The organism is Microbacterium gorillae (assembly GCF_050990725.1).
GTDB lineage: Bacteria > Actinomycetota > Actinomycetes > Actinomycetales > Microbacteriaceae > Microbacterium > Microbacterium gorillae_A.
This window is the reverse complement of the sequence record NZ_CP158844.1, coordinates 2,811,663-2,836,992: the sequence shown is the minus strand read 5'-3', so window position 1 is coordinate 2,836,992 and position 25,330 is coordinate 2,811,663. Positions and strand designations below refer to the sequence as shown.

At 67.9% G+C, this 25,330-nt stretch carries 28 protein-coding genes; 10 read left to right on the top strand and 18 right to left on the bottom strand.

Translation table 11 applies throughout. The features are described 5' to 3' along the window. Window positions 1-65: 65 nt before the first annotated feature. Window positions 66-803: a sulfite exporter TauE/SafE family protein gene (locus tag ABTV68_RS13120; RefSeq protein ID WP_433674143.1), complete on the top strand. Its 738-nt coding sequence runs from the start codon at window positions 66-68 to the stop codon at window positions 801-803. Window positions 804-812: 9 nt separating this feature from the next. On the opposite strand, the gene ABTV68_RS13115 is transcribed toward ABTV68_RS13120, so the two are convergent. The 3 genes from ABTV68_RS13115 to aceA all read right to left on the bottom strand — a co-directional run bounded on the left by ABTV68_RS13115 (window position 813) and on the right by aceA (window position 4,538). Further along, window positions 813-1,478 (bottom strand): NUDIX hydrolase, encoded by a 666-nt coding sequence (locus ABTV68_RS13115; protein ID WP_433674142.1) that lies wholly within the window; start codon window positions 1,476-1,478, stop codon window positions 813-815. Between the two features lie 80 nt (window positions 1,479-1,558). Further along, on the bottom strand, window positions 1,559-3,193 hold the full coding sequence (gene aceB, locus ABTV68_RS13110; protein ID WP_433674141.1) for a malate synthase A: 1,635 nt from the start codon (window positions 3,191-3,193) through the stop codon (window positions 1,559-1,561). Between the two features lie 28 nt (window positions 3,194-3,221). After that, window positions 3,222-4,538 (bottom strand): isocitrate lyase, encoded by a 1,317-nt coding sequence (gene aceA, locus ABTV68_RS13105; protein ID WP_433674140.1) that lies wholly within the window; start codon window positions 4,536-4,538, stop codon window positions 3,222-3,224. A gap of 144 nt (window positions 4,539-4,682) precedes the next feature. On the opposite strand from aceA, the gene ABTV68_RS13100 reads away from it, so the two are divergent. The 3 genes from ABTV68_RS13100 (at window position 4,683) to ABTV68_RS13090 (ending at window position 7,424) form a co-directional block, all read left to right on the top strand. After that, the gene (locus tag ABTV68_RS13100; protein ID WP_433677611.1) at window positions 4,683-6,152 is read left to right on the top strand and encodes a helix-turn-helix domain-containing protein; all 1,470 of its coding nucleotides are present in this window, start codon (window positions 4,683-4,685) and stop codon (window positions 6,150-6,152) included. Between the two features lie 82 nt (window positions 6,153-6,234). Beyond that, window positions 6,235-6,570: a transposase gene (locus ABTV68_RS13095; protein WP_433674139.1), complete on the top strand. Its 336-nt coding sequence runs from the start codon at window positions 6,235-6,237 to the stop codon at window positions 6,568-6,570. An 8-nt stretch (window positions 6,571-6,578) separates the two neighbouring features. Beyond that, complete coding sequence (locus tag ABTV68_RS13090) at window positions 6,579-7,424, top strand: IS3 family transposase (RefSeq protein WP_433674138.1); 846 nt, start codon at window positions 6,579-6,581, stop codon at window positions 7,422-7,424. Between the two features lie 116 nt (window positions 7,425-7,540). On the opposite strand, the gene ABTV68_RS13085 is transcribed toward ABTV68_RS13090, so the two are convergent. From ABTV68_RS13085 to ABTV68_RS13050, 8 genes are all read right to left on the bottom strand, one after another. Further along, window positions 7,541-8,512: a nucleoside hydrolase gene (locus ABTV68_RS13085; protein WP_433674137.1), complete on the bottom strand. Its 972-nt coding sequence runs from the start codon at window positions 8,510-8,512 to the stop codon at window positions 7,541-7,543. A 15-nt stretch (window positions 8,513-8,527) separates the two neighbouring features. Further along, complete coding sequence (locus ABTV68_RS13080) at window positions 8,528-9,214, bottom strand: HAD family hydrolase (protein WP_433674136.1); 687 nt, start codon at window positions 9,212-9,214, stop codon at window positions 8,528-8,530. Next, on the bottom strand, window positions 9,211-9,879 hold the full coding sequence (locus ABTV68_RS13075) for a DNA alkylation repair protein (protein WP_433674134.1): 669 nt from the start codon (window positions 9,877-9,879) through the stop codon (window positions 9,211-9,213). Before ABTV68_RS13075 ends, ABTV68_RS13080 begins: the two co-directional genes overlap by 4 nt. A gap of 100 nt (window positions 9,880-9,979) precedes the next feature. After that, window positions 9,980-10,627, bottom strand: a complete 648-nt coding sequence (locus tag ABTV68_RS13070; protein ID WP_433674133.1) for an IMPACT family protein — start codon at window positions 10,625-10,627, stop codon at window positions 9,980-9,982. Continuing rightward, window positions 10,624-11,658 carry a PfkB family carbohydrate kinase gene (locus ABTV68_RS13065; RefSeq protein WP_433674132.1) on the bottom strand — a complete coding sequence of 345 codons (1,035 nt, stop codon included), beginning with the start codon at window positions 11,656-11,658 and terminating at the stop codon, window positions 10,624-10,626. The genes ABTV68_RS13070 and ABTV68_RS13065 overlap by 4 nt, the downstream gene beginning before the upstream one ends. Before the next feature lie 33 nt (window positions 11,659-11,691). Beyond that, window positions 11,692-11,883, bottom strand: a complete 192-nt coding sequence (locus tag ABTV68_RS13060; protein WP_433674131.1) for a hypothetical protein — start codon at window positions 11,881-11,883, stop codon at window positions 11,692-11,694. Between the two features lie 70 nt (window positions 11,884-11,953). Beyond that, window positions 11,954-12,961 carry an ADP-ribosylglycohydrolase family protein gene (locus ABTV68_RS13055; protein ID WP_433674130.1) on the bottom strand — a complete coding sequence of 336 codons (1,008 nt, stop codon included), beginning with the start codon at window positions 12,959-12,961 and terminating at the stop codon, window positions 11,954-11,956. A 124-nt stretch (window positions 12,962-13,085) separates the two neighbouring features. Then, window positions 13,086-14,795 carry a 2-isopropylmalate synthase gene (locus ABTV68_RS13050; protein WP_433674129.1) on the bottom strand — a complete coding sequence of 570 codons (1,710 nt, stop codon included), beginning with the start codon at window positions 14,793-14,795 and terminating at the stop codon, window positions 13,086-13,088. A 194-nt stretch (window positions 14,796-14,989) separates the two neighbouring features. Here ABTV68_RS13050 and ABTV68_RS13045 point away from each other — a divergent pair, with 194 nt between their 5' ends. Genes ABTV68_RS13045 through ABTV68_RS13030 form a run of 4 tightly spaced genes read left to right on the top strand, consistent with a single transcriptional unit; the run spans window position 14,990 to window position 17,900 of the window. Next, on the top strand, window positions 14,990-15,658 hold the full coding sequence (locus ABTV68_RS13045; protein WP_433674128.1) for a FadR/GntR family transcriptional regulator: 669 nt from the start codon (window positions 14,990-14,992) through the stop codon (window positions 15,656-15,658). Between the two features lie 49 nt (window positions 15,659-15,707). Next, window positions 15,708-16,523 (top strand): ABC transporter ATP-binding protein, encoded by an 816-nt coding sequence (locus tag ABTV68_RS13040; protein ID WP_433674127.1) that lies wholly within the window; start codon window positions 15,708-15,710, stop codon window positions 16,521-16,523. An 18-nt stretch (window positions 16,524-16,541) separates the two neighbouring features. After that, window positions 16,542-17,525, top strand: coding sequence for a UDP-glucose 4-epimerase GalE (galE, locus tag ABTV68_RS13035; protein WP_433674126.1), 984 nt, complete (start codon window positions 16,542-16,544; stop codon window positions 17,523-17,525). A gap of 3 nt (window positions 17,526-17,528) precedes the next feature. Then, window positions 17,529-17,900 (top strand): hypothetical protein, encoded by a 372-nt coding sequence (locus ABTV68_RS13030; RefSeq protein WP_433674124.1) that lies wholly within the window; start codon window positions 17,529-17,531, stop codon window positions 17,898-17,900. A 55-nt stretch (window positions 17,901-17,955) separates the two neighbouring features. Here the strand turns inward: ABTV68_RS13030 and ABTV68_RS13025 are convergent, their stop codons facing one another. From ABTV68_RS13025 to ABTV68_RS12995, 7 genes are all read right to left on the bottom strand, one after another. After that, window positions 17,956-18,735: a hypothetical protein gene (locus ABTV68_RS13025; RefSeq protein ID WP_433674123.1), complete on the bottom strand. Its 780-nt coding sequence runs from the start codon at window positions 18,733-18,735 to the stop codon at window positions 17,956-17,958. Next, the gene (locus ABTV68_RS13020) at window positions 18,732-19,682 is read right to left on the bottom strand and encodes an ABC transporter ATP-binding protein (RefSeq protein ID WP_433674122.1); all 951 of its coding nucleotides are present in this window, start codon (window positions 19,680-19,682) and stop codon (window positions 18,732-18,734) included. Before ABTV68_RS13020 ends, ABTV68_RS13025 begins: the two co-directional genes overlap by 4 nt. After that, window positions 19,679-19,903, bottom strand: coding sequence for a helix-turn-helix transcriptional regulator (locus ABTV68_RS13015; RefSeq protein ID WP_433674121.1), 225 nt, complete (start codon window positions 19,901-19,903; stop codon window positions 19,679-19,681). The genes ABTV68_RS13020 and ABTV68_RS13015 overlap by 4 nt, the downstream gene beginning before the upstream one ends. Continuing rightward, window positions 19,900-20,307 (bottom strand): hypothetical protein, encoded by a 408-nt coding sequence (locus ABTV68_RS13010; RefSeq protein ID WP_433674120.1) that lies wholly within the window; start codon window positions 20,305-20,307, stop codon window positions 19,900-19,902. The genes ABTV68_RS13015 and ABTV68_RS13010 overlap by 4 nt, the downstream gene beginning before the upstream one ends. Then, a complete protein-coding gene (locus ABTV68_RS13005; protein WP_433674119.1) occupies window positions 20,304-21,338 on the bottom strand; it encodes an ABC transporter permease in 1,035 nt (344 codons plus the stop codon). The genes ABTV68_RS13010 and ABTV68_RS13005 overlap by 4 nt, the downstream gene beginning before the upstream one ends. A gap of 170 nt (window positions 21,339-21,508) precedes the next feature. Beyond that, a complete protein-coding gene (locus ABTV68_RS13000; RefSeq protein WP_433674118.1) occupies window positions 21,509-22,846 on the bottom strand; it encodes a permease in 1,338 nt (445 codons plus the stop codon). Beyond that, window positions 22,843-23,643, bottom strand: coding sequence for an ABC transporter ATP-binding protein (locus ABTV68_RS12995; RefSeq protein WP_433674117.1), 801 nt, complete (start codon window positions 23,641-23,643; stop codon window positions 22,843-22,845). The genes ABTV68_RS13000 and ABTV68_RS12995 overlap by 4 nt, the downstream gene beginning before the upstream one ends. A 129-nt stretch (window positions 23,644-23,772) precedes the next feature. On the opposite strand from ABTV68_RS12995, the gene ABTV68_RS12990 reads away from it, so the two are divergent. Together ABTV68_RS12990 and ABTV68_RS12985 are read left to right on the top strand one after the other, a co-directional pair. Further along, entirely contained in the window at window positions 23,773-24,345 is a 573-nt protein-coding gene (locus ABTV68_RS12990; RefSeq protein ID WP_433674116.1) for a TetR/AcrR family transcriptional regulator, read from the top strand. Between the two features lie 17 nt (window positions 24,346-24,362). Further along, on the top strand, window positions 24,363-25,220 hold the full coding sequence (locus tag ABTV68_RS12985; RefSeq protein WP_433674115.1) for a 3-hydroxyacyl-CoA dehydrogenase: 858 nt from the start codon (window positions 24,363-24,365) through the stop codon (window positions 25,218-25,220). The last annotated feature ends 110 nt before the right edge of the window (window positions 25,221-25,330 follow it).

Genomic DNA, 25,330 nt, shown 5'->3' with positions numbered 1-25,330 from the left:
GTCCCGCCGCCGCCGTCGTTGTTGTGCGATTTCTCGGTGTGTCGTGGATCGGGAAGGATGGGGGAGTGCTGGAACTGGAAGCCGGATCGTGGGCGCTGCTCGTGCTCGGAGCGCTCATCGTCGGTGTCTCGAAGACCGGCATTCCTGGCCTCAGCACGCTCATGGTGGCGGTGTTCGCCACGGTGCTGCCGGCGCGCACGTCCACCGCGGCGCTCCTGCTGCTGCTCATCGTCGGCGACATGATGGCGCTGGCGATGTACCGCCGCCACGCGGACTGGCGCACCATCCTGAAGCTCGCCCCCGCCGTCGTCGCGGGAATCCTCCTCGGTGCTCTGTTCCTGTGGTGGGCATCCGACGGGTGGGTGCGCAAGGCGATCGGAGCGATCCTGCTTCTGCTGGTGCTGATCACGTTGCTGCGGCGGCGAGCATCCAGCGCCGACGTGGGCACGGGGCGCGCGCTCGCCTCGGGCTACGGCCTGCTCGGCGGATTCACCACCATGGTGGCCAATGCGGGTGGACCCGTGATGTCGCTGTACTTCCTGGCGGCGCGCTTCTCCGTGCAGGCCTTCCTCGGGACCGCCGCCTGGTTCTTCGCGATCGTGAACCTGGTGAAGGTGCCGTTCATGCTGGGGCTCGGCCTCTTGACGCCACAGGTGGCGCTCACCGATCTCGTGCTCGCACCCGCGGTCATCATCGGCGCGCTCATCGGGCGCTGGATCGCCGGTCGGATCAAGCAGCAGGCGTTCGACACGATCGTGCTGGTGCTCACCGTGGTCGGGGCACTCCAGCTACTGATCTTCTGATCTACTGATCTACAGGTCGCGCGTCCGCGACTCGTCCCACGGGATCGTCCAGCCGGCGGCATCGAACAGGTCGTTCAGCAGAAAAGCGGTGAAACCCCAGAGGATGACGCCGTCCAGATCCCAGGCCGGCCCATGGAACGCGCCCAGCGGGTGTCGGTAGACCGACGTGAAGCGATTCGCGGGGTCCAGCAGCCAGGCCACACTCACCCGGAGCACGTCCGCGGTCTCTCCTTCATCGACGCTGACGTAGTGGCGGGGCGCGATGCGCCAGCCGATCACCGGGGTCACGCGGAAGTCGCTTACCGTGCCCACCTCGGGAAGCTCGGCGAGGATATCGACGTCTGTGGCTTCGACACCGATCTCCTCCCGGGCTTCGCGGAGTGCGGTGGCCACGATATCGGCGTCCTCGGGTTCGGCACCGCCACCGGGGAACGCGACCTCACCGGCGTGCGAGCGCAGCGCGCCGGATCGCACCTCCAACACGACGTCCAGATCGTTGGCGGTGAGCTCCTCGAGCCCGCGTGTGTCCTCGTCGCGAGCTCGTCCGAACAGGATGAGCACAGCAGCCGGGCGAGCTTCGGGCTTCGGGCGGAAGCGACCCGTTCGCCGGTTCTCCAGGTGCGCGCCGGCGGCGGCTGCAAGGTGCAGCAGTCCGCCCGGGGTCGTGTTCGACATCCCCTTCAGCCTATGGGGTGGAGACACGACGTGGCCCGTCGTCTCGCTGGGGGCGAGATGACGGGCCACGTGGGGGGACGTCAGGCGACGAACGCGGGTTCGCGCGCGGGGGTGTCGATGAGGAAGCGGTCGTAGGCGTGGACCGTGAGGAACAGCGGGAACTCGTCGCCGAGCACCAGCTCACGCAGGATCTCGGCTGCGTCGTCCAGCCGGTCGTCCGGGTAGCGGTCGAGGTCCGCGAGCACCCGGTCGATCGCGTACTCCACGCGTTCGCGAACCACCGGGAGACCGTCCTCGGTCAGCGCACCCTGGTGGATCCACTGCCAGAGCTGACCGCGGCTGATCTCCGCGGTTGCTGCGTCCTCCATGAGGTTGTCGATCGCTGCGGCACCCGTGCCGCGCAGCCACGAATCCAGATAGCGCAGGGCCACCGAGACGTTCTGGCGGATGCCTTCCCGCGTGACCCGCCCACCCTCGATGCGCAGGTCGAGCAGCTGCTCGGCGCTCACCGTCACGTCCTCTCGGAGGCGGTGCGTCTGGTCGGTACGCCCGGCCATCGCGGCGTCGAACTCGGCCCTCGCGACGGGGATGAGGTCCGGGTGCGCCACCCAGGTGCCGTCGAAGCCGTCCACTGCTTCGCGACGCTTGTCGGCCGCGACCTTCTCGAACGCCTCCGCGGTGACCAGCGGATCGCGCCGGTTCGGGATGAAGGCGCTCATTCCGCCGATGGCATATGCGCCGCGCTTGTGGCAGGTGCGGACGAGCAGCTCCGTGTAAGCGCGCATGAACGGCACCGTCATCGTGATCTGGGAGCGATCCGGCAGCAGGAACGACCGGCCACGGGAGTGGAAGTTCTTGATGATGCTGAACAGGTAGTCCCAGCGGCCCGCGTTGAGGCCGGCGCAGTGGTCGCGCAGCTCATAGAGGATCTCCTCCATCTCGAACGCCGCCGTGATGGTCTCGATGAGCACGGTGGCGCGGATCGTGCCGTGCGCCAAGTTCAACCAGTTCTCGCTGAACGTGAAGACGTCGTCCCAGAGGCGGGCTCCCTCCAGACTCTCCAGCTTCGGCAGATAGAAGTAGGGTCCGCGGCCGCGGGCGATCAGTTCCTTCGCGTTGTGGAAGAAGTAGAGCCCGAAGTCCACCAGGGCGCCGGAGACCGATCCCTGCCGGCCGGCCGTGGTGGTGTAGCGGAAGTGCTTCTCGCCGAGGAACCAGCCGCGCGGGCGGAAGACGATCGTCGGGGTCTCCTCGCCGAGGCGATATTCCTTGCCCTCGTCGCTGGTGAAATCGATCTGGCGACGGATCGCGTCGTACAGATTGACCTGACCGCCGATGATGTTGTGCCAGGTGGGGCTCGTGGCATCCTCGTGGTCGGCGAGCCACACCTGTGCGCCGGAGTTCAGCGCGTTGACGGTCATCTTGCGATCGGTGGGCCCGGTGATCTCGACGCGCCGGTCGTGCAGACCGGGGCCGGGACCCGCCACCCGCCAGCTCGGCTCCTCGCGGACCGGTGCCGTGGAGTCGCGGAAGGTGGGGGTGTAGCCGGCGTTGATCGCCTTCTGGCGCTCGTAGCGCTCGCGTAGCCGGTCCTGGCGGCGCGCCGCGAACTGGTCGTGCAGTGCGGTGAGGAACGCGAGGGCCTCGGGGGTGAGGATCTCGTCGAAGCGGGGCTCGAGCTCGCCCAGCACTTCGAAACGGGGATGGGTGGTCATGATCGTGGCCTTTCTGTATCCGTGCGGATCAGTGGAACTGGGCGGATTCGGTGGAGCCGACGAGAGCGAGTGTCGCGCTCTCGGGGTTCAGCGCGGTGGCGATCCGGTCGAAGTAGCCGGTGCCCACCTCCGCCTGGTGCTTGGTCGCGGTGTAGCCGCAAGCCTCTGCGGCGAACTCGGCCTCCTGCAGCTCGACGTACGCCGACATCTGGCGCTGCTTGTAGTCGAGGGCGAGTTCGAACATGCCGTAGTTCAGGGAGTGGAACCCGGCGAGCGTGATGAACTGGAACGCGTACCCCATCGCCGACAGCTCGCGCTGGAATCGCGCGATGGTGTCGTCGTCGAGGTGTCGGCGCCAGTTGAAGCTGGGGGAGCAGTTGTAGGCGAGCTTCTGGTTCGGGAATTCCGCGTGGATCGCCTCGGCGAAGCGGCGGGCCAGTTCCAGATCGGGCTCGCTGGATTCCACCCACAGCAGATCCGCGTACGGGGCGTAGGCGAGGCCGCGGGCGATCACGGGCTCGATCCCTCCGGTGACCTCGTAGAAGCCCTCGGCCGTGCGAGTGCCGGTGAGGAACGGGCGGTCGCGCTCGTCGATGTCGCTGGTGAGAAGCGTGGCGGCCAGCGCATCGGTGCGGGCGATGATCACGCTGGGGACTCCGGCGACATCGGCGGCGAGGCGTGCCGCGTTCAGGGTGCGGATGTGCTGGGAAGTGGGCACGAGGACCTTGCCGCCCATGTGGCCGCACTTCTTCTCGCTGGCGAGCTGGTCCTCCCAGTGGACACCCGCGGCGCCCGCTGCGATCATGCCCTGCATCAGCTCGTAGGCGTTCAGCGGTCCGCCGAATCCGGCCTCGGCGTCGGCGACGATGGGCGCCTGCCAGTCACGGGTGGTGGTCCCGGTCTCGGCGAACTCGATCTGCCCGGCGCGGAGCAGCGCGTTGTTGATCCGGCGGACGACCGCGGGGACGGAGTTGGCGGGGTAGAGGCTCTGGTCAGGGTAGGTCTGCCCGGAGAGGTTGGCGTCGGCGGCCACCTGCCAGCCGGAGAGGTAGATGGCCTCGAGTCCGGCTCGCACCTGCTGGACGGCCTGATTGCCGGTGAGCGCACCGAGCGCGTACACCCAGGATTCGCGGTCGTCGTTGTTGCGCTGGATGAGGTCCCACAGCTTCTGCGCACCGCGGCGGGCGAGCGTCGCCTCCTCACGGACGGGACCGCGCAGGCGGACGACATCCTCGGCGGTGTAGTCGCGACGGACATCCGCCCATCGCGGGTCGGTGATCCACTCCGCCTCGAGATCGGTGGCGGTCTGGTTCTGCTGGCCGGGGAGGTCTGCGTACTCGGTCATGTCGGCTCCTTCGCTGAGTTCTGCGAGTGGTTCTGAGACGAGCTTGCGCCGCACTTTCGGCCTTCTCAGGCCAAATCCTGGGAGAAATATGGCCGAATTTCTGAGCATCGGAACGATCGGCCGTGTCATGCTGTCGGCATGGCGATGCAACGACGCGCGCACGGCGACGATGAAGACATGCTCGATTCCCTCACCATTGGCCGCCGGATCCGCGCGCTGCGACAGGAACGCGCGATGACGGTGGAGGACCTCGGGCGCGCGATCGATCGTGCCGCCTCGCAGGTGTCGGTCATCGAGAACGGCAAGCGGGAGCTGCGTCTGGTCGAACTGCAGCGGCTGGCGAAGGCGCTCGGCACCACGTTGGATGCGCTGCTCGAGCCCGCACCGCTCTCACGTCGTGACGAGTTGGAGATCGCCCTGGAGCGGGCGCAGCGTGGGCCGCTGTATCGCTCGCTCGGGCTGGAAGCCCTGCCGATTCGTCGTTCGCTCAGCGACGAGGCGATCGAGACGATCCTCCGCCTGCACGATGAACTCGGCCGTCTGCACGAACAGCGCGCGGCCACACCCGAAGAGGCCCGACGCGCCAACACGGAACTGCGGGCCCAACAGCGTCGCCGCGACAACTACTACGAGGAGCTGGAGAATTCGGCGGCCGAGCTCCTCGGTGCCATCGGGCATCGCGGCGGTCCGCTGTCACAGCGCGAGACGGGGGAGCTGGCGACCCATCTCGGCTTCTCGCTGCACTATGTCAGTGATCTTCCCGGCAGCACACGCAGCATCACGGATCGCCGCCACGGACGGATCTACCTGCCACTGCATCAGCGCGGGACGGATCTGAGATCAGCACTGCTGCAGGCACTTGCTGCGCACGTGCTGGGTCAGCCCGAACCCCAGGACTACGGTGATCTGCTCCGGCAGCGGGTCGAGACCAACTATCTCGCCGGTGCGCTGATGGTGCCGCAGTCGAGCGCCGTTCCGTATCTGACCGAGGCGAAGGCGGCGCGCGAGCTCTCCGTGGAGGACCTGCGTGACCACTTCGCGGTGAGCTACGAGACGGCGGCGCATCGGTTCACCAATCTCGCGACGCGCCACCTCGGGATTCCCGTGCACTTCACGAAGGTGCACTCCAGCGGCGTGATCTCGAAGGCGTATGAGAATGACGACGTGCAGTTCCCGACCGATGCGCTGGGATCGGTGGAGGGTCAGCGCGTGTGCCGCTGGTGGAGTGCTCGGCAGGTATTCGAGGTGGAGGATCGGCTCACCCCGTACCATCAGCTCACGGACAAGCCGGTGGGCACCTACTGGTGCACTTCGGCGATCGTGAGCGCCAGCAACGGCGAGTTCTCCCTCAGCGTGGGAACACGATTCGCCGACTCGCGCTGGTTCCGTGGTCGCGACACCCGCCGGCGCATGACGTCCACGTGTCCCGACCCCACGTGCTGTCGCGAACCCCGCGCCGAGGCGGCCGCGCACTGGCGTGGGCAGGCGTTCCCGAGCGCGCGGCTGAACTCATCGTTGCTGGCCGCGATGCCGGACGGCAGCACCACGGGGATCGACACCGTCGCGGTGTACGAGTTCCTCGACCGCCACGCCGCCACCCTCGACGAAAGCTGACCCGCGAGACTTCCGTGCGTGGGCGAGAATCGGCGCGTTTGCGGTGACCCGCGGATGGTGGAGGCTGTGTCTCAGGTGATTTATGGAAGAGCAGGGGAAGCGTCCTGAGCGGCGCAAGGGTCAGCAGTGGCATCCGGATCAGCGTGCGGAGGCGGTGCGGATCTATCGGGAGTCGAGGGGGCGCACGATTCGTGCGGTCGCGGATGATCTCGGGGTTCCGTTTCAGACGCTGTATCGGTGGGTGCGGACGGCTCGTGATATCGAGCTGGATCCGTCGGGGACGTTGACGGATGCTGCGCGCAAGCGTGTGCGGAAGTTGGAGGAGGAGAACGCTCGACTGCGCAAGGAACTCGACTTCGAGAAAAAAGCGCGCGCCTTCGTTCAGGAGATCTCTCGCCGGCGGAATGGTTCGCGGTGATCGATCGAATGAAGGCTGATTTCTCCATCCAGTACCTGTGCCGCAAGTTCGGTGTCTCCGAGTCGGGGTACCACGCCTGGAAGACGCGACCGCTGTCGGCGACAGCGCAGTGGCGGGCGGTGTTGCACGCGAAAGTGCTCGGCCTGTTCGTGCGGTCCTTGTATACCGTTGGGCACCGCAAGATCGCCGCTGACCTGAGGATAGATCACGGCTTGCCCGTGAACCCGAAGAGCGTCCTGAAGGCGATGAAGGCGATGAAGCTGATGCCCCGAGCCACCGAGGCGGCGTTCGAGCGGGCCGCGGCCCGGGCCCGGGCGAGCGCCGACCCGGAGGACCTCGTCGACCGTCACTTCTCCGACGTGCTGGAGCCGGGAATGGTGCTCGTCGGCGACATCACCTACGTCCGTACCGATGAAGGATGGCTCTATGTCGCCACTGTCATCGATCTGGCCTCACGTTCGGTGATCGGGTGGGCATCGGGTGCCAGACAGACCGCGGAGCTGGTCGTGACAGCGTTGCGACGAGCGTTGCGCAGCGGGCACGTCAAGGAGAACGCGATCTTCCACTCCGATCACGGCACCCAATACCGGTCGAAGCGATTCGCAGGGTTCTGCCGCAAGCACAGCATCCGAAGGTCGATGGGCAAGAACTTCCAGTGCTGGGATAACGCTGTCGCCGAGTCGTTCTTCTCCAAGCTGAAGCAGGAACGACTCCGCTGGCAGCGCTTCACCACCCGGGCGCAGGCCACGAACGCCGTCGCGGACTACATCCAGTACTTCAACACCGCGCGACGACACCAGAGCCTGGACTACGCCACCCCAGCCGAAAAGCTGACAGAACTCATCGCCGCGTAACCGGCAGAAAGGAAACGAGACACCAACTCCACGAAACGCGGGTCACGCTAGTTGCGTTGATTGTCGCCCACAGAGGGAAGTCTCGCGGGCTGGTGGGTCGCCCCGGGGTGGTGGTGTCAGCGGGGGAAGACGGCGAAGAAGGTGGACAGCACGGCGTCGATGTCGGCCTGCAGCGCGATGTCCAGCACCGGCCACGCGCCCTGCGCACCGTGCACCGCGTCCTCGGCCGCGTGCGGGCGGCGGTCCACGATGGTCGCTCCACGACTCGCGCTCGGTGCGAGCTCGACATGCACGGGATACGACTCGAACGTGAACAGCTCCGGGTTGGTGAGCGCGATCACGGCACCGGCGTCGCCGATGCGGCGGTTGTCGACGATGGTGTCGCCGCCGGGCACGGTCACCGTGAACGACAGAAGACCGGCGAGAGCGCGCTGGACGGGGTCGTCCTGACGAAGCGCCGCCACATGTGCGTCGTCGGCGCGGATACGGTCGAAGACATCCAGGCCGTACATCGTGAGCGGGATGCCGCTGGTGAACACGATGTGCGCGGCCTCGGGGTCGTGCCACACGTTGAACTCCGCGGTGGCGCTCGCGTTGCCGACAGACGCGGATCCGCCCATCGTGACGATGCGCGCGATGCGCGGGGTCACTTCGGGGTGAGCGCGCAGCAGCAGCGCGATGTTCGTCAGGGGAGCGAGCGTGATGATCGTGAGCGGCTTCTCCGACTCCATCAGCGTGCGTCGCAACAGCTCCACGGCTCGGACCGGCTCAGGCGAGCGGACGCCGCGGGGCAGTGCGATGCCGCCGACACCGTCGGATCCGTGGATCCAGGCCGCAGAACGTGCTTCGCCGATGAGCGGCTGCTCGGCACCGCCGGCGACGGGGATCTGCGGGGCACCCGCGAGCTCCAGCAGGGCGAGCGTGTTGTCCAGCACCTGCGGCAGGTCGACGTTGCCGGCGACACAGGTGATCGCGCGCACGTCGATGTCGGGGTGGTGCAGCGCGTACAGCACGGCCATCGCGTCGTCGATGCCGGTGTCGACATCGAGGATGACACTGTGCTGTGCGGGGGCTGACGTGGTGGTCATGGGTCCTTCTCGGGTTCAGGCGCTGAGGTGCGCGGGAAGATCAAGTAGGGCGAGCGCCGGACGGCTCGGGCCCGGTGCGCCCACGTAGAACGCCGACATGCCGGCGCGGCGCGGTCCTTCGACGTCGGCGTCCCAGGTGTCGCCGACGAAGGCGACGCGCGACGGGTCGACGGGGTACTTCGCGAGCGCCGCCGCAAAGAGATTCGGGTGTGGTTTCCGCCATCCCTCCGATACGGACAGCACCGTGGCGTGGACGTGGGCGTCCAGATCGAACCGGGCGAGCAGGTCGGGGACGAGGCGCTCGTGGTGCGTGTTGCTGACGACGATCACGCGATGGTCCTTCACCAGGGTCGTGAGTGCTTCGCGCGCACCGTCGCGTACTCGGACGGGCACGATCCAGTCCCTGAGGTACTCGTCGATCAGCAGCTCGCGGTCCGAGACGGAAGCGTCCACGTCGATCAGCGCAGCGAACCGCGCTGCCACCTGTGACAGCGAGTATTCGCGACCTGTGGCGACCGCATCGGATTCGTGCTCAGCCCAGGCTCGATCCCACGCGGTCCGGGCGTCGGCCCGCGAGCCGTGGCGAGCTGCGAAGGCCTGCGGCGCCGTGAGGGCGGTGCCATCCCCCGTGTGCACACTCGGCTGATATTCGACGAGGGTGCCGAAGAAATCGAACCACACGTCGGTGAAGCGCGCGCTCACGCGCCTTCCCGTCGGCGCACGATCTCCGCGATCCAGAGCGGAGCGAACGGGGACGTGCAGTTCGGTGGGGTGGGATAGTCCTTCAGGACCTCGAGTCGTTCGCCGATCTCCAGCGCGCGCTCGCGGTACTCGGGGTGGTGAATGCCGATCTGGGCGAGCGCGTCGTTCATGGCCCACTGCAGTCGTTCGGGGGCATCGCGCATCGCGGGATCGATCAGGTCCAGCAGGTGCGCCAGGTCCAGCCCCGCCGGCCTCTTCACGATGCGCTCGGAGGTGAGCCCCCACCCGGCCGCCTGCACGACAGGATCGGAATCAGTGAACCACCGCTGTCGCAGTGTCTCCGCGTGCGGAGACTTCTTCACGATGTAGTTGACGAGCCAGTCGATCACCTTCGGTGCGCGTGCCTCGCGGAGCATCGCGTCGAGCTCGTCGGCCGAGTGGTCCTTCGGCTTCATGAGCAGGAGCGCCAGCAGCCGGGCCGCGGTGTCGCCCGTGGCCCAGAGATCGTCCGCCAGCGGCTGCTGCGCTCCGATCCGCTTGGCTACGCCGCGCAGCTGGGTGAGGTTGACTCCGTGGTCGTCGCCGTGCCGTTCGTTGACGGCGCGCATCCGCGGGTCCTCGAGCGCGGCGAGCTCCGCCATCACGCTCGCTACATCGTCCGCCATCGCGCCTCCCCGCCTCCGTCGTGCACTGATTCGTGCGGCAGGCATCCAGTCTACGGACGGTGCCGAGTCATGACGGCTTCGCCACCGGCGACAGGTTCGGTCAGCTCGCGGGAACGTCGATCACCGACACCTCGCCGCGATGAGCGACGACCATCCCGGCTGAGGCCGACGCGAGGTCCGCGTCGAATCGGTCCAGCGCATCGGGGCTCACGCGCAACCCGAGCACGGCACTCGCGGAGTACCGCGTCTCATCCATGACAGCATCGTGGCGGCCCGCCCAGTCGCGCAGCACGTTCTCGTATCGCCCGGCGTCCGCGTGGGCCACCTCCACGGACACCGCGACCAACTCCCGGCGGCGGATGATCGCCGCGCGGTCGAGCGCTTCCGAAACAGCCGAGGAATACGCGCGGACCAAGCCGCCCGCACCGAGCTTGATGCCGCCGAAGTATCGTGTGACGACGACCACGAGATCGGTGAGCTCGCGACGACGGAGCACCTCCAGCATGGGCATCCCGGCCGTACCGCTCGGCTCGCCATCGTCGGACGAGCGTGCCTGGTCGCCCAGCAGGCCGGTGATCATCGCGGTGCAGTTGTGGCGTGCATCCCAGTACCTCGTGCGGATGGCCGCGATGGCGGCGTCCGCTTCAGGAACGGAGCGCACGGGGATCGCCTGCGCGATGAACCGAGACTTCTTGATCACGAGTTCATGCTCGACCGCGGCCGCGATGCTGTCGGGGTAACGCGTCATTCGGCCCGCTCGCTGCGCGGCGCCGCCGTGGCGTCGGAGTTCGGATTGCCTGTCTCGAGGCGACGATCGGAATCATCGCTCGCGGGGAGATGCGTCGCCAGCAGCGTGTCCGTCTCCCGCGCATCGGGGGAGGTCGCGGGCCCGCGACGAGTGACGGAGATTGCGGCGGCGGCGTTCGCGCGGCGCGCGGCGGCATCGATCGAGTCGCCGCGCAACAGCGCCGCGCACAGGACGCCGAGGTGCGTATCGCCGGCCCCCGTCGTGTCCACGGCGCGCTGCGGGAACCCCGCCACCGCGCGCGTGCCCGCGCCATCTGCAACCCAGCAGCCCGCACCACCGTCACGGACGAGAACAACGGCCTCGGGTCGCAACATCCCGCGCAGGCGAGTTGCGACGTCGACGAGGGGAGCATCCTCGTCGGCCGCGGCGAGTTCGCGGGCCTCGGTGGCATTCGCGGTGAGGACGTCGGTGCGGGCGAGGACGCGCCGACGCACGTCTGCTGACACGCTGCCGAACACCGGGGCGGGGTCCAACAGCACACGAGTGGATGGCAGTGACTCCAGCCAGGCGGGAACGGACTCCGCACCGGTCGCTGGTGTTAGCACGTACCCCGTGACCGCGACGAGGTCGTCGTCGCGCACGTCGATCGCCGCAAGCTCGCTCGACGAGACGCCGGCTTCTGCGCCGTCGACCGTGATGAACGTCCGCTCGGCGCTGTCATCCACCATCACCACGCAGTAGCCGCTGTCGCGCTCCGCCACGGCGGGGATCGGGGTCTCGCACCCGATGTCGTCCAGCGCATCCGCGACGATCGTGCCGAACGGACCGGTGCCGTACCGGCCCGCGTACACCGTGGCGGCGCCGTCGCGCGCGGCCGCGATGAGAGTGTTGGCTCCTCCGCCCGCCGTGATCTCAGCGTGCGTCGCCAGTACCTCCGCGCCCGGACGGGGAACCGCGGGCACCGCGACGCCGATGTCGACGATGACACTTCCGGCGTACACCAGACGGCCGGACTGTGGCGTGACGGTCATGTGCTCTCTGTTCGTGTTGTCGGGGAGGGCGTGTCAGCCCTTCGGCCGCTCCGTGTACGGGCGCCCGTTGACCACGGCATCCAGCTTGCCGGTGGCCACCCACACCGCGTGGGAACGCAGCGCCTGGCGCACGGCGAGGAAGATCACGGCATAGGCGATGGCCAGGCCGATGAGGGTGGCCAGCACGACGTAGAGGATGGCAATGTACCCGGCGGAGAAGTTCATGCCCGCATCCTAGGTGAGCCCGTCTCCGCGGGCGAATGACCGCGCGACGGCCCGCGCGGACGCGACACGGTCACGCCGCGGAACCCGTGTCGCGCAGCGTGAGCAGAGCCGAGGCGCGGGAGGTGAGATCCAGCGTGTTGACGCTCGTGACCAGCGCGACGGCGTCTGTCGGCCACGCCTGCATTCCCCACCCTGCCCCGAGCACCGCTCCCGCGATGGCCCCGATGGTGTCGGTGTCGCCGCCGACACTGGCTGCCACGCCGAGCGCGCTCCACGGGTCCAGACTCCCTGCTGCAAGGGCGAGTGCGGCCACCACCGATTCCTGCGCCGCGACCGAGGTGCCGATGAGATCGATGCACAGACGCGTCGCGTCGGCGGGGAGAGCGCCCTGCAGCAGCTCGACGGCCCAGCGGACGCGTGGTCCGATTCGGGCACCATCGATCCACGGCGCCCGGCTCTCAGCCTCATCCGCGAGGTCAGCGCCGAACAGCACCGCCTCGCGCACATCGGCGCCGTCGATGCCTGCGCTGACCGCTCCGGCCACGGCGGTCGCTGCCGCGAGCCCGATCGAGGTGTTGTGCGTCACGAGCGCGGACGCGTGCACGGCGTCGAGAAGCGAGGTCCGCGAGTCAGGCGCGAACGCGATGCCGACGGGTGTGACCCGCATCGCGGCGCCGTTCGTCGCACCACGGGTTCCGGTGACCGTCGGGTCCTCGCCCGCCTGCAGCCGCGACAGCGCGCGCTTCGTGGACGGGCCGAGGAGGTCGAGCGACCCAGCCGCGATCATGCGCTGTTCCCAGGAGAGGAGCGCCTCGGCGAAACGATGAGGATCGATCGTTCCACCGGCGTCGATCAGGATGTCGGCGAGGAGGACCGCCTGCTCCGTGTCGTCGGTGATCGTGCCGGCCGAGAGTCCCGCGGCGATGAGCTGATGCGGGCCCGCGTCGCGAAGCTCCCGTATGTCGCCGTAGTCGGCGAGGATCACATCCCGCGCCAGGTCTTGCGTCGGCATGCCGAGCGCGTCACCGAGGGCGAGACCCGTGAGCGCACCCCGGGCGCGATCGAGTGCATTGGTCATGGATCAACTCTGTGTCCCGCATGCTATCGGGGCAACTCGCGCACCGCGTTCGGTTGCGCAGCGAGCGCGAGCGAGACGAAGGAGCCTCACGAACGATGGAGGTCCTTCGTCTCGCTTCGCCTGCTCAGGAACCGGCGGCGACGAGCACGGCCCGCGCGGTCGCGGTCACCGTGGAGCGGTGGCGGCCCGCGGCCCAGCGGACGCCGGCGGGGGAGCGGTACTCGATCAGCGTCAGGGCATCCGCGTCAGCGCCGCGACCGATCGAGGTCTGGTGCAGGCTCAGCACCTCGATCCCCGTCACCGAAGAACCCAGCGCGGCGAGCACCGCCTCCACGGGACCCCCAGACACGGTGGCGCTCAGTTCGGATCCGTTGCCGTCCACGATTCGCGCCGTGCTGCTGTTCTCATCCGTGTCGATCTCCCGTACGCCGTAGGGAGTCGGGCGCAAGTACGTCGCGGAGAACACGTCCCAGAGGTCCGCGGCGGAGACCTCGTCACCCGTCGCATCCGCATGCCGCTGGACGTGGCGAGAGAAGTCCACCTCGACGCGGCGCGGGAGTTCGATGCCGTACTCGGTCTCCAGCAGATAGGCGATGCCGCCCTTGCCGGACTGCGAGTTGACGCGGATCACGGCGTCGTACGAGCGTCCCAGATCCGCGGGATCCACGGGCAGGTACGGCACGCGCCAGGCCGCCTCGCGCTCGTCGATGCCTTCTGCTGCCGCGCGCTCGCGGTGCTCGGCGAAGCCCTTGCGGATCGCGTCCTGATGCGTCCCGCTGAAGGCGGTGTGCACGAGGTCGCCGACGTACGGATGCCGTGGGTGCACCTCGATCCGGTTGCTGTCCTCGACCACACGGCGCACTTCGTCGATGTCGGAGAAGTCGATCATCGGGTCGACGCCCTGCGCGTGCAGGTTCAGGGCGAGCGTGGCGAGATCGACGTTGCCCGTGCGTTCACCGTTGCCGAAGATGCAGCCCTCGACGCGCTGCGCTCCGGCGAGAACCGCCAGCTCTGCGCACGCGATCCCGGTGCCGCGGTCGTTGTGCGGGTGCACGGACAGGATCACCCCGTCCCGACGCGCCAGGTTGCGATGCATGAACTCGATCTGATCCGCGTAGACGTTGGGCGTTGCGATCTCCACGGTGGCCGGCAGGTTCAGGATCACCGGCCGATCTTCGGACGCCTCCCAGAGCGCTGTCATGCTGTCGCACACGTCCAGGGCGAAGTCCGGCTCGGTGAGATTGAACACCTCGGGTGAGAATTCGAACCGCACGTTGGGGAGGTCGCCGGCGAACTCCAGGACGTCTCGTCCGCCGCTCAGGATCAGCTCCCGCAGCTCGGAGCGATCGCGACCCAGCACCACGTTGCGCCACATCGGGGCTGTCGCCGCGTACATGTGGATCACGACGGGGTTTCGGACACCGCGGATCGACTCCACGGTGCGCTCGATGAGATCGCGCCGGGCCGGCGTGAACACCACGATGGTGACGTGCTCTGGCGCGATGTCCGTCTCGGCGATGAGCCGGACGAAGTCGTAGTCCGTCTGCGACGCCGACGGATATCCCACCTCGATCTCGGTGTAGCCGATGCGCACCATCATCTCGAAGAAACGGCGTTTGCGGGCGGGGTCCATCGGCTCAGCCAGCGCCTGGTTCCCATCACGGAGGTCGACCGGGACCCAGAGCGGGGCTTCGGTGATGCGGGCATCGGGCCAGGAGCGTTGGGTGAGCGGCACCTCGACCCGGGAGAACACGTCGGTGTAACGGTGCGACGGCATGGGGGAGGGCTGCTGGCGGTTCCAGAACGGGGCCGTGCGGATGGCGGTGGCGGTCATGACTTTTTCCTCTTCTTCTGAGCGTGATCGACCGGTGCACGCGAGCCACGACGGGTACCGGTCGGTCAGAGCCCGTCGTGGCGAAGAAGGAGGAGAAGCCGAGTCATGAGGTCGACTGTACACCACTCCTCAGACAAGTAGACATGCTTCCTGGATCCGAGCGATACTGGACGGACACGAGAGCGGAGGTGGGCATGGCCCAGGTACGACGTGAGCCGTTGGCCGATCAAGCCGCGCGTCTCCTCCTGGAGCGCGTGCGTGCGCAGGAGTGGGAACTCGGCGAGAAGCTCCCGGGCGAGACCACGCTCGCTCCGCAGCTCGGTGTCGGTCGCTCCACGGTGCGCGAGGCGATCCGGCTGCTCGCCGGTCGTGGTGTGCTCGCCGCCCGTCAAGGAGCCGGCGTCTTTGTCACGGCGCTGGACGTGGCGGAGGAATGGGACGACGTGGTGCGGCGCGCGGACCTCACCGCCGTGATCGAGGCGCGCATCGCCATCGAGACCGAAGCCGCGTCACTCGCCGCGGAACGTCGCACGCGCACCGACATCCGTGCGCTTCGTGATGCTCTGGCCGCGCGAGCTGACGACGCGCTTACCCGCGAGGAGTACGTCGTGGCGGATCTCGCCTTCCACCGCACGGTGGTCGCGGCCGCCCACAATCCGATCCTGCTCGAGCTGTTCGACGGATTCACGCCTCGATTGCGTGAATCGATGCAGGAGATGGTGCGACGACGCCCCACCGGCGGTTCGGACGCAGATCACGATGATCACGTCGCGCTCGCGGAGGCGATCATCGATCGCGACGCGCCGCGTTCCGCCGCGACCAGCCGCACGCACCTGACCGCGCTGAAGGACTTCCTGTCGTGAAGGTCGTCCGCGTATTCGCCCCCGCCACCTGTCGTGAAGGAGCACTCTCATGACCGCCCTCGAATCGTCCCCAGCCGTTCTCGAATTGCGCGACATCGTCTTCCGTCGCGAGGGACGGACGATTCTGCACGGTATCGACCTCACCGTGCGTGCGGGGGAGCACTGGGCACTGCTGGGCCCCAACGGTGCGGGCAAGAGCACGATCCTCGGATTCTGCGGTGCACAGACGTTTCCCACGTCGGGCACCGTCGACGTGCTGGGCCGGCGCCTCGGCCGTGTTGAATTGGCCGTGCTGCGGCGCGATATCGGACACGTGAATCCGCGGCACCCGATCCGCACGGCGCACTCCGTGCAGGACATCGTCCTGACCGGAATCACCGGCACCGTCGAACGACCGATGCGGTGGGAGCCCAGCGCGGCAGAGATCGCCCGAGCCGACGAGCTCATCGCCCTGGTCGGCCTCACCGCTCAGCGCGACGGGCTGTGGCAGCACCTGTCGCAGGGCGAACGCGGCCGGTCGCTGATCGCGCGAGCCCTGATCGCCGAACCGCGACTCCTCCTGCTGGACGAGCCGACCACGGGCCTCGACGTCGCCGCGCGCGAACAGCTGCTGGAGACCATCGATGACCTGGCCCGCGACGTCCCGGAGGTGGCGTCGGTGCTCGTGACCCATCATCTGGAGGAGCTTCCGGAATCGACCACGCATGCGCTGGTGATCTCGCACGGCGCCACGGTGGCGGTCGGAGCGGCCGTGGACACGGTCACCACCGAGGTGATCTCGCGGGCCTTCGAGCATCCGATCACCGTGGGATACGAGGGCGGTCGATGGTCGGCGCGTGCGGAACGGGCACGGCACACCAGCTGAGGCTGGCAGGATGGAACTATGACCACCTGGCTTGTCACCGGCGGCGCCGGCTACATCGGTTCCCATGTCGTTCGCGCTCTGCAGAGCGCCGGGATGACTCCGGTCGTCATCGATGACCTCTCCAGCGGGCACGCGTCGTTCGTGCCGGAGGGTGTCGCCTTCATCCAGGGCGACATCCTGGACCGTGAGCTCCTGGTCAGCGTGCTGCGCGAGCACGGCGTGAGCGGCGTGATCCACGTCGCCGGGTACAAGTACGCCGGAGTATCGGTGCGTCGTCCGCTGCACACCTACCAGCAGAACGTCGAGGCCACCCGTGTCGTGCTCGACGCGATGGCGGAGACCGGTGCCGACAAGCTCGTCTTCTCCTCGTCTGCCGCCGTGTATGGCACCCCCGACGTGGACCTCGTCACCGAGGATCTGCCGAAGGCACCCGCTTCGCCCTACGGAGAGTCGAAGCTCATCGGTGAGTGGCTCATCCGTGATCAGGCGGTGGCCACGGCCGACAGCGACAAGCCGCTGCGTCACACCTCGCTGCGATACTTCAACGTGGTCGGCTCGGGGGAGAAGGGCTTGCCCGACACCAGCCCGCACAATCTGTTCCCGATGGTGTTCGACCGTCTGCTCGACGGACGCACCCCCGCTATCTTCGGCGACGACTACAACACCCCCGACGGCACCAACGTACGCGACTACGTGCATGTCTCGGATCTTGCGATCTCGCACGTGGCTGCAGCCCGTCGCCTCGATGCCGGTGAGCCGGTGGAGCCGGCGTACAACCTCGGTTCGCAGAACGGCCTCTCCGTCAAGCAGATCATGGATGCGATGGCGCGCGTCACCGGTATCGACTTCACGCCGGAAATCGCCCCGCGTCGTCCGGGCGACCCGGACCGGATCGTTGCCACGGGTGAGCTCGCGGCGCGCGACCTCGACTGGGCCATGCGTCACGACGTCGACGAGATGGTCCGCTCCGCGTGGGAAGCGCGGCAGGCCTTCGCCAGCTGAGGCATGTCTGACGTTCGCGAGCCGGAGGGCCGTCCGGAGATCGTCTGCATCTGCGGTTCGGCTCGGTTCGCGGATCTGATGCGCGCAGTGAATCGTCAGCTGACGTTCGCCGGGATCATCGTGCTGGCGCCCGCGGAGGCGGATGGCCCGGTCACTGACGAGGAGAAGACGGCGCTGGACGCGCTGCATCTGCGCAAGATCGAGCTCGCGGATCGCGTCATTGTGGTCTGCCCCAACGGGTACATCGGGGCGTCGGTGCAACGTGAGATCGACCACGCGACTGCCGCGGGCAAGCCGATTTCGTTTGTCGGTGCAGTTCGTGTGGGAGAGCCCCCGGTGGCGCGGCGGGCGCGGACTCCCCACACCGCAATGTGATTCCGCGCCGGTCTACGGCAAGACGTCGGGCCGCGGAGATGCGGCGCGGCGCACCTCAGGCGCGGCACCATCGAACGCTGGCGAGACATACCACGATGCTCACGATGGCGACGGACAGAAGCGCGAGGTCAGGCGGTGACGCCGATGCCGATCCCGCGCTGACGGCCTGCCCGATGATCGCAGTCGGCAGCAGGTCGGTCAGGGCGGTCAGCGAGGGGAAGATGCGACCCCAGGGGAGGGCGTCGCTCGCGAGAACGGCGACCGCCGGGACGACCACGGCCAACGCACGGGCTGTGGTCGATTGCCGAACGCATGCGCCGACGAGAGACGCGACCCCGATGCCGAACACGGCCGAGGTCAGAGCGCCTACCAGCGTGCGAGGTCCGAGCGGCGCGAAGATGACGAGCGCGCCGACGAGAACCGTCATGGCTGTCGCGGTGCCGAGCGCTGCGACGGTGAGTCCCGCGAGCATCGCCGAGAATTGGCGCGCCGCTGTCGTTGCGATCAACCGGAGGGTTCCCCGGTCACGCAGGCGCACGAGCGGAAGCGTGAGCAGCGACATCGGAACAATCAATCCGATGAGCGCCGTAAGTGTGGGAGCGCTGGCGGCGAACACGGCCCCATCTCCGCGCAGCAGGAGATCCAACCCGAGGACCGCGGCGGTGGGCCCGATCGCCGTGCCGACGACGGTCAGGCAGAGCGCCGGGGATCGCTGCAGCTCTCGCAGGTAGAGGGCCATCAGTTCCGGTGCGCCGCGGCAGACATCGAGGCGCATCGGTCGGCTGGTGCGGTCGGCGGTCGTGGCAGGTAGCTCCCGCGAGGAGATCGCGGTCATGACGTCACCGCGAGGTAGGCGTCTTCCAGAGTCGGCTGATGAACGCTGATCCCGGTGGCGCTGAGATCCCGAGCGAATGTCAGCCGTCGCAGGAGCGTGTCGACATCGGAGGTGAACACGCTGATCCGCTCGCCCCCGGGGATCGGACGGGCGTGCCAGTCCCCACCGATCACGTCGCGGAGGCGACCCTCATCCACGTCGGATCCGACGGTGAATGAGACTTCTGCGTCTCGTGCGAGATCGCGGGTGAGGTCCGCCGGCGAACCAGCGGTCACCACACGGCCCCCGGCGAGGATCACCACCTGATCACACAGGAACTCGGCCTCGTCGAGGTGATGCGTGGTCAGCAGAACGGTGGTCCCCTCGGCGCGGATCTCCAGAATCAGGTCGTCGACCTCCCGCCGCATCGCCGGGTCGAGTCCGGCCCCCGGCTCGTCCAAGACGAGAAGGCGGGGTCTGCCGAGAAGAGCGGCGCCGATGAGGAGACGCCGCCGCTGGCCGCCCGAGAGATGCTTCACTCTCGTGTTCCTCGCCGCGTCCAAACCGAGTCGCCCGCGCAGGCCATCGGTGTTCGACGAGTCGTGACGCAACGCAGCGAACAGGTGGAGCGTTTCATCGACGGTGAGAAACGGCGGCAGCGCGCCGGACTGCGGTTGGACGCCGACGAGCCGTGTGATCTCTCGACGCGAATGATACGGATCGAGTCCGAACACGCGAACCTCGCCGGACGACGGGCGTTCCAACCCGGCGATGAGCTCGATGGTCGTCGATTTTCCCGCGCCGTTCGGCCCCAGCAACGCGGTGATCTCGTTCTCTCGCACCGCGAACGAGACATCATCCAGAATCGTGCGCGGCGAGCGATGTTCGGCTCTGCTGTGACGCCCGCGAGGTGCTCGCGTTGCGGTGACATGACGCGTTGCGTTCTCCACCAGGATCGCCGCGTTCATCGCCGACCTCCCGTCGGCGGCGCATCCTCGGCGCCGGGAAAGAAGATGTCTTCGATGCGCCGATCGAATGTCGCGCTGATACGGAACGCGAGCGGCAGCGAGGGATCGTACTTACCGGTCTCCAAAGCGTTCACGGTCTGTCGCGACACTCCGAGTGTCTCGGCGAGCTCCACCTGGGACAGACCCGCAGCGAGTCGCAGCGAGCGGATCGTGTTGTTCATCGTGCGTCTCGCGTCGATGACACGGCCAGCGTGACACCCCACGCGGACATGCCCACCACGAACACGGCCCACACCACGTTGGGCAGCGGTCCGACCGCGCCTTCGATGATCCCCACGGCGACGGCGGTGATCATCGCCGCGGCGAATCCCACCGCGCAGGCGCGCAGCGCGAACCCGCGCATGTACTCATCGAACGTTCGGGTGAAGCGCACGACGGCGATGAGCATCCACACGGCGGGGATGAGGGGCAGCAGGGCGATGACGATCGCCGGCGGTGAGCCTTCCGGTGGGGCGATCATGATCGGCACGACCACGATGAGCACCACGAAGAGCACCGTGGGAATCATCAGTTCCCAGAGGTAGCGGCGCGCGGCTGCGCGCTCGCGCGGAGTTCTCTCGCTCATGACATCGTCCTTTCCAGGGGCAGCGGGTCAGCGGGTCTCGGAACGCGTGCGGCGGTCAGGCGATCCGCCGGTCGAACGCCCGGCTCGTCCCAACGGAACCGGCGGGTCGCGGTCAGCGCACAAGCCCCGCCGACGAGGAGCATCAACGCACACGCCACAGAGACGGGGATGGTGGTGGGGACTCCAGCGATGGTCTGATTCACAGCACCGACGAACCACGAGCCGGGAAGAAGCCCGAGTACGACCTGTGCGGGTTGCGGCAACAACGTGAGCGGTGCGGCACCACCGGCGCTGAAGACGAGGGCGAGGATGACCGTGACCAGCGTCTGCTGCGTCGCGTCGGTGTTCGGGGCGCGCGCAGCGACCAGCGCCGCGACGCCGAACAGCATCACCGATCCGCACACGATCGTGATCGTCAGAACGCCCATCGAGCCGGGGTCAGCGTAGCGGCGCGCAATTGCGATCAGCGCAATTGCGGTGCTGGTGACGGCCACGAGAGCGAGCCGCAGGGGCAATAACGAGACGAGGTACAGCCAGCGAGGGGTGGGCGTGGTGGCGATGAGGCGGAGGGTACCGCGCTCGCGCATGCCGACGATCGGGACAGCGGTGCCGAGGAGTGCGATCGAGGCGATGCCGGCCAGCAGGCTGGTCCCCAGATTCAGTTGGAGAAAGTCGGGTACGTCGTCGCCGGCGGCGTCGATGACGCGGATGTGGTCGGCGCGAACGTCTGCAGCGCGCAGCGCCTGCCAGATCGGGTCCCACGCCACGCCGCTCTCCCGGAGCGTCACCGTGGCACGACTCGATTCCAGAGCGATCTGTGCGTTGGCGGCAGGCGTGCCCGACTCCGTCACGATCGTGATGGCATCGTGCCCGGAGAGTTCTGCCGAGATCATGGGCGCCTCAGAACCGGTGACGAGGACGCGCGGTGCGGCTCCCATCATCGTGAACGCGTACCAGAGGCTCGTGTGAATGATCAGCAGGATCAGCATCATGGTGAGCATGGACACGCCGACCAGGGGAAAGCGGACCATTTCTCGTGCATCGAGCGCCATCAGTTGCGAGAACGAGCGCGTTCGACGTCCCGGATCGAGGCGAGGCATGACACCCCCTTTCCCATCGTGCATGACAAGGAACCTTGACACCACTGTCCCTCATGGGAGGAAGGATGTCAAGGTTCCTTGTCATGCGTCTCGGAAGGGCGTCAGCCGATACGCGCGGTGGCTGCCAGGAGCGGTCGCGAGGTCATGAGGGCGATGCGCACGATTCCGGCACCCACCAGCAGCACGCCGCCGATGACCACGAACGTGAGTGGCGCGATGATGAGACTCGCGCCCACCAGCGGGAACAGCACGATGGCGGCGATGGCAGCTGAACCCAGGCTGGTGAGCAGCAGCGGCGACATGACCGAGCGGCGGCGAGCAGCGTCCATCGTGGAGACCTCGGTGCCGAGCATGGTCAACGAGCGCGACAGCTCGCGCCGGTCGATCACATCCGCAGACTGCGAGACCCCTACTGCGCACGCGACCATGATGAAGGAACCCACAACGGTGATGATCAGGCCGGTTCGGATGTCGGCGATGAGGAACTGGTCAGCGGCGGATCCCGCGTCGTCACCGATCATGCCGAGCAGCGAGACGCCGGCGCCGGCGAACACGGACATGAAGCTCGTCATGGCGATGCCGGAGATCTGCCGCCATGCCGCCTTCGGATCCTCGGTCACGCGTCGCGCGGCGAGGAGCTTCGCCGGTGTCGCGGCGCGCCGGGCCTGCTTGCGAGCCACGGTTGCCAGGACCCACGGACCCACGAGGTTGAGGAGCGCGAGGGTGCCACCGAAGCACAGGGCGAGGATGCCGAGGATGATGAACGGCGCTGCCGCGACGCCGCCGATGGCGCCCGCGACGGTGGAGGCGATCGCGACGAACACGACGGCGATCACGGGGCGCAGCCACGACAGACGCGGCGCATCCTGACGGGTTCGAACCCCCAGCGGGGAGAGCACGACACGCTGCAGGCTCAGCATGGAGCTGATGGCGGCGATCAGAACCACGGTCGTCGCCACCGCAGCGAAGCCCCACAGCGGAGGAACGACGGCCGCGAATCCCAGCGGCGCCCCGCGGAACGGGACAAGCGCGATCAGGGGGAGCAGAGCGAACGATCCGATCGAACCGACGATCGCACCGAGCAAGGCGATGGCGGCAGATTCGACGACGGTCGCCACCTGGATCACGGACGACGGCACGCCGAGCAGACGCAGCGTTGACAGTCGCTCATCTCGCCGTCCCGCGGACAGGCGCGCGGCGGCGCCGCCGAGGGAGAGCATCGGTGGCAGGAGCAGCGCGAGGGCGATGACCGCGAGCGCCTGGTACATCAGGGACACATCGTCCTGGTAGGCCCAGAAGGTCTGCGCCCCGCCGAACAGCACCAGAATCAGCGCCGTGACGATCGCGAAGGCGACGAGCGGCAGGATCACCGTCGATCGGCTGCCCTTCTCGTTGCGGAGCGAGAGAGCCAGCACCTGCCCGATCATGCGCGCGTTCATCGTCCGTGCTCCGATCGCGCGGAGGTCGGCATGGCGACGGCAGCCAGGAGGGCGTCCGGGTGGGATGTCACGTCAGTGCGATCAGCCGGAGCTGGAGCTTGTTCTGCCTGCGGGGCGGCCCAGGCGCCGGAGATGCGACCGTCGCGCATCTCGATGATCCGGCTGCAGCGTGTGGCGACCGTGCGATCGTGCGTGACCACGATCAGTGTGCGGCCCTGACCGGCGGTGGCCGCGATGAGGGCCGTCATCACCTCGGACGATGTGCGTGAATCCAGTGCTCCGGTCGGTTCGTCGGCGAAGACCACAGGCGCGCCGGTCACCTGGGCGCGGGCGATCGCGACGCGCTGCGCCTGGCCGCCGGACAGCTGGCCGATCCGACGCTCCTCCATGCCCCCGAGGCCGAGCTGGGCCAGCCATGTGCGAGCCCGGGCCTCTGCGTCCGTGCGAGACGCGCCGGCCAGCATAGCGGAGAGGGCGACGTTCTCCAGGGCGGTGAGCTCCGGCAGCAGCAGGCCCTGCTGGAACACGAAGCCGAACGACTCCCGACGCAGGCGAGAGCGCTCGCTGTCGCTCATTCGGGCGACGTCCTGTGAACCACCGCCCGTTGTCAGAATGACAGATCCGGAGTCCGGGGTGATCACGCCGGCGAGCGTGTGCAGCAGCGTGGTCTTGCCGGATCCGGACGCACCCATAATGGCCACCGATTCGCCCGGGCTCACGGACAGGCTCACCCCCGCCAGGGCGGTGGTGGCACCGTACGTCTTGACGAGGTTGTCTGCGCGGATGATCGAGTTCATGTTTCCAGCCTCGGCAATCCGAGCGGCGGATGCGTCGGCCCGCGGGCTGATTCGCGTCATCCTTTCGCATGAGACCCCGTCATCCGGAAAAGTGAGTATACTCATAAATGAGCAAACTCAGGAGTGGCGATGAACGGGCGACGGGACCGCAACAAGCAGGACAAGCGGGAGCGCATCATGGCGGCCGCGCGCGACCTGTTCGTCGAACGCGGCTTCTCGGGAGTGACCACCCAGCAGATCTCCGAGCGTGCCGACGTGGCCGCCGGCACGCTGTTCCGGTACGCGGCCACCAAAGGAGAGCTCATCCTGATGGTGGAGAACGAGGCGTTCGCGGCGTCAGTCGAAGCCGGAATCGCGCGCGCACGCGCGATCGACGATCCTGCCGAGGCGGTGTTCGCCCTCATCGAGCCCGTACTCGCACTGGCCGAACGGCACCCGGAGAACACGACTGCGTACCAGCGCGAGCTCCTCTTCGGCAGTGCGGAGGAGCCGCACCGCCAGGAGGGGATCGCCGTCATCACGCGTCTCGAAGAAGCTGTCGCCGCCCTCCTGCCCGCCGGCGATACCGCGGCGGAACTGGCCGCGCGTTCGATCTTCGCCGTGCTCCATCTCGCGCTCGTGAGCGCGTCTCTCACTCCGGTCGAGCGAACCCGCTCGGTCCGGCTCCAGATCCAGCAGATCGTGCGCGGCGTGACCGCGTGACAGGAAAGGACACAGACATGACCAGTGACATCCGCAAGGTGACTGTTCTGGGCACCGGTGTGCTCGGCTCGCAGATCGCCTTCCAGACGGCCTTCCACGGGTTCGAGGTTACGGCATACGACATCGACGAGGCAGCCCTCACCGCCGCTCGCGACCGCTTCGCCAAGCTCGCGGAAACCTACCGCACCGATGTCGAGGGCGGCGCAGACAAGGCAGACGCGACCCGTGACAGCATCGTGCTCAGCGCAGATCTCGCCACCGCCGTAGCCGACGCCGACCTCGTGATCGAGGCGGTGCCCGAGGTGCTGTCCATCAAGCAGGACACGTACCGCAAGCTTGGTGAGCTGGCACCCGCGAAGACCATTTTCGCCACCAACTCCTCCACGCTGCTGCCGAGCGACATCAAGGACTACACCGGTCGACCGGACCGTTTCCTGGCACTGCACTTCGCCAACCAGGTGTGGAAGTTCAACACCGGTGAGGTCATGTCCACGCCCGACACCGACCCGGCCGTGTTCGACCGGGTGGTCGAATTCGCCGCCGAGATCGGCATGGTGCCGATTCCGATCCGCAAGGAGAAGGCCGGCTACGTGCTGAACTCGCTGCTCGTGCCGTTCCTGGACGCCGGTATGGAGCTGGCCGCGTTCGGGTATGCGGAGCCCGCTGACGTCGACAAGGTCTGGCGGATCGCGACCGGAGCGCCGATGGGACCCTTCCAGATCCTCGATGTGATCGGGCTGACCACCCCCTACAACATCTCCAGCCACGGGGATGAGAAGGGGCAGCAGATCGCCGCCTGGCTGAAGGAGAACTACATCGACAAGGGCAAGCTGGGCATCGCCACCGGCGAGGGCTTCTACTCCTACGGCGAGTGAACGCAGGGCGGAGTCGGGGTCGGTGGTGACCACGAGCGCGCTCTGAGGATGCTGCGTGCCAGGCCCGGGCGCGTTCCCCCGTGAACGCGCCCGGGCCTGTCGCTGTGCGG

Coding starts and splice junctions, on each gene's coding strand:
- ABTV68_RS13115 (WP_433674142.1), bottom strand. CDS start 1,478: ATGTCGAACACGACCCCGGGCGGACTGCTGCACCTTGCAGCCGCCGCC.
- aceB (WP_433674141.1), bottom strand. CDS start 3,193: ATGACCACCCATCCCCGTTTCGAAGTGCTGGGCGAGCTCGAGCCCCGC.
- aceA (WP_433674140.1), bottom strand. CDS start 4,538: ATGACCGAGTACGCAGACCTCCCCGGCCAGCAGAACCAGACCGCCACC.
- ABTV68_RS13100 (WP_433677611.1), top strand. CDS start 4,683: ATGCAACGACGCGCGCACGGCGACGATGAAGACATGCTCGATTCCCTC.
- ABTV68_RS13095 (WP_433674139.1), top strand. CDS start 6,235: ATGGAAGAGCAGGGGAAGCGTCCTGAGCGGCGCAAGGGTCAGCAGTGG.
- ABTV68_RS13090 (WP_433674138.1), top strand. CDS start 6,579: ATGAAGGCTGATTTCTCCATCCAGTACCTGTGCCGCAAGTTCGGTGTC.
- ABTV68_RS13085 (WP_433674137.1), bottom strand. CDS start 8,512: ATGACCACCACGTCAGCCCCCGCACAGCACAGTGTCATCCTCGATGTC.
- ABTV68_RS13075 (WP_433674134.1), bottom strand. CDS start 9,879: ATGGCGGACGATGTAGCGAGCGTGATGGCGGAGCTCGCCGCGCTCGAG.
- ABTV68_RS13070 (WP_433674133.1), bottom strand. CDS start 10,627: ATGACGCGTTACCCCGACAGCATCGCGGCCGCGGTCGAGCATGAACTC.
- ABTV68_RS13065 (WP_433674132.1), bottom strand. CDS start 11,658: ATGACCGTCACGCCACAGTCCGGCCGTCTGGTGTACGCCGGAAGTGTC.
- ABTV68_RS13060 (WP_433674131.1), bottom strand. CDS start 11,883: ATGAACTTCTCCGCCGGGTACATTGCCATCCTCTACGTCGTGCTGGCC.
- ABTV68_RS13055 (WP_433674130.1), bottom strand. CDS start 12,961: ATGACCAATGCACTCGATCGCGCCCGGGGTGCGCTCACGGGTCTCGCC.
- ABTV68_RS13050 (WP_433674129.1), bottom strand. CDS start 14,795: ATGACCGCCACCGCCATCCGCACGGCCCCGTTCTGGAACCGCCAGCAG.
- ABTV68_RS13045 (WP_433674128.1), top strand. CDS start 14,990: ATGGCCCAGGTACGACGTGAGCCGTTGGCCGATCAAGCCGCGCGTCTC.
- ABTV68_RS13040 (WP_433674127.1), top strand. CDS start 15,708: ATGACCGCCCTCGAATCGTCCCCAGCCGTTCTCGAATTGCGCGACATC.
- galE (WP_433674126.1), top strand. CDS start 16,542: ATGACCACCTGGCTTGTCACCGGCGGCGCCGGCTACATCGGTTCCCAT.
- ABTV68_RS13030 (WP_433674124.1), top strand. CDS start 17,529: ATGTCTGACGTTCGCGAGCCGGAGGGCCGTCCGGAGATCGTCTGCATC.
- ABTV68_RS13025 (WP_433674123.1), bottom strand. CDS start 18,735: ATGACCGCGATCTCCTCGCGGGAGCTACCTGCCACGACCGCCGACCGC.
- ABTV68_RS13020 (WP_433674122.1), bottom strand. CDS start 19,682: ATGAACGCGGCGATCCTGGTGGAGAACGCAACGCGTCATGTCACCGCA.
- ABTV68_RS13015 (WP_433674121.1), bottom strand. CDS start 19,903: ATGAACAACACGATCCGCTCGCTGCGACTCGCTGCGGGTCTGTCCCAG.
- ABTV68_RS13010 (WP_433674120.1), bottom strand. CDS start 20,307: ATGAGCGAGAGAACTCCGCGCGAGCGCGCAGCCGCGCGCCGCTACCTC.
- ABTV68_RS13005 (WP_433674119.1), bottom strand. CDS start 21,338: ATGGTCCGCTTTCCCCTGGTCGGCGTGTCCATGCTCACCATGATGCTG.
- ABTV68_RS13000 (WP_433674118.1), bottom strand. CDS start 22,846: ATGAACGCGCGCATGATCGGGCAGGTGCTGGCTCTCTCGCTCCGCAAC.
- ABTV68_RS12995 (WP_433674117.1), bottom strand. CDS start 23,643: ATGAACTCGATCATCCGCGCAGACAACCTCGTCAAGACGTACGGTGCC.
- ABTV68_RS12990 (WP_433674116.1), top strand. CDS start 23,773: ATGAACGGGCGACGGGACCGCAACAAGCAGGACAAGCGGGAGCGCATC.
- ABTV68_RS12985 (WP_433674115.1), top strand. CDS start 24,363: ATGACCAGTGACATCCGCAAGGTGACTGTTCTGGGCACCGGTGTGCTC.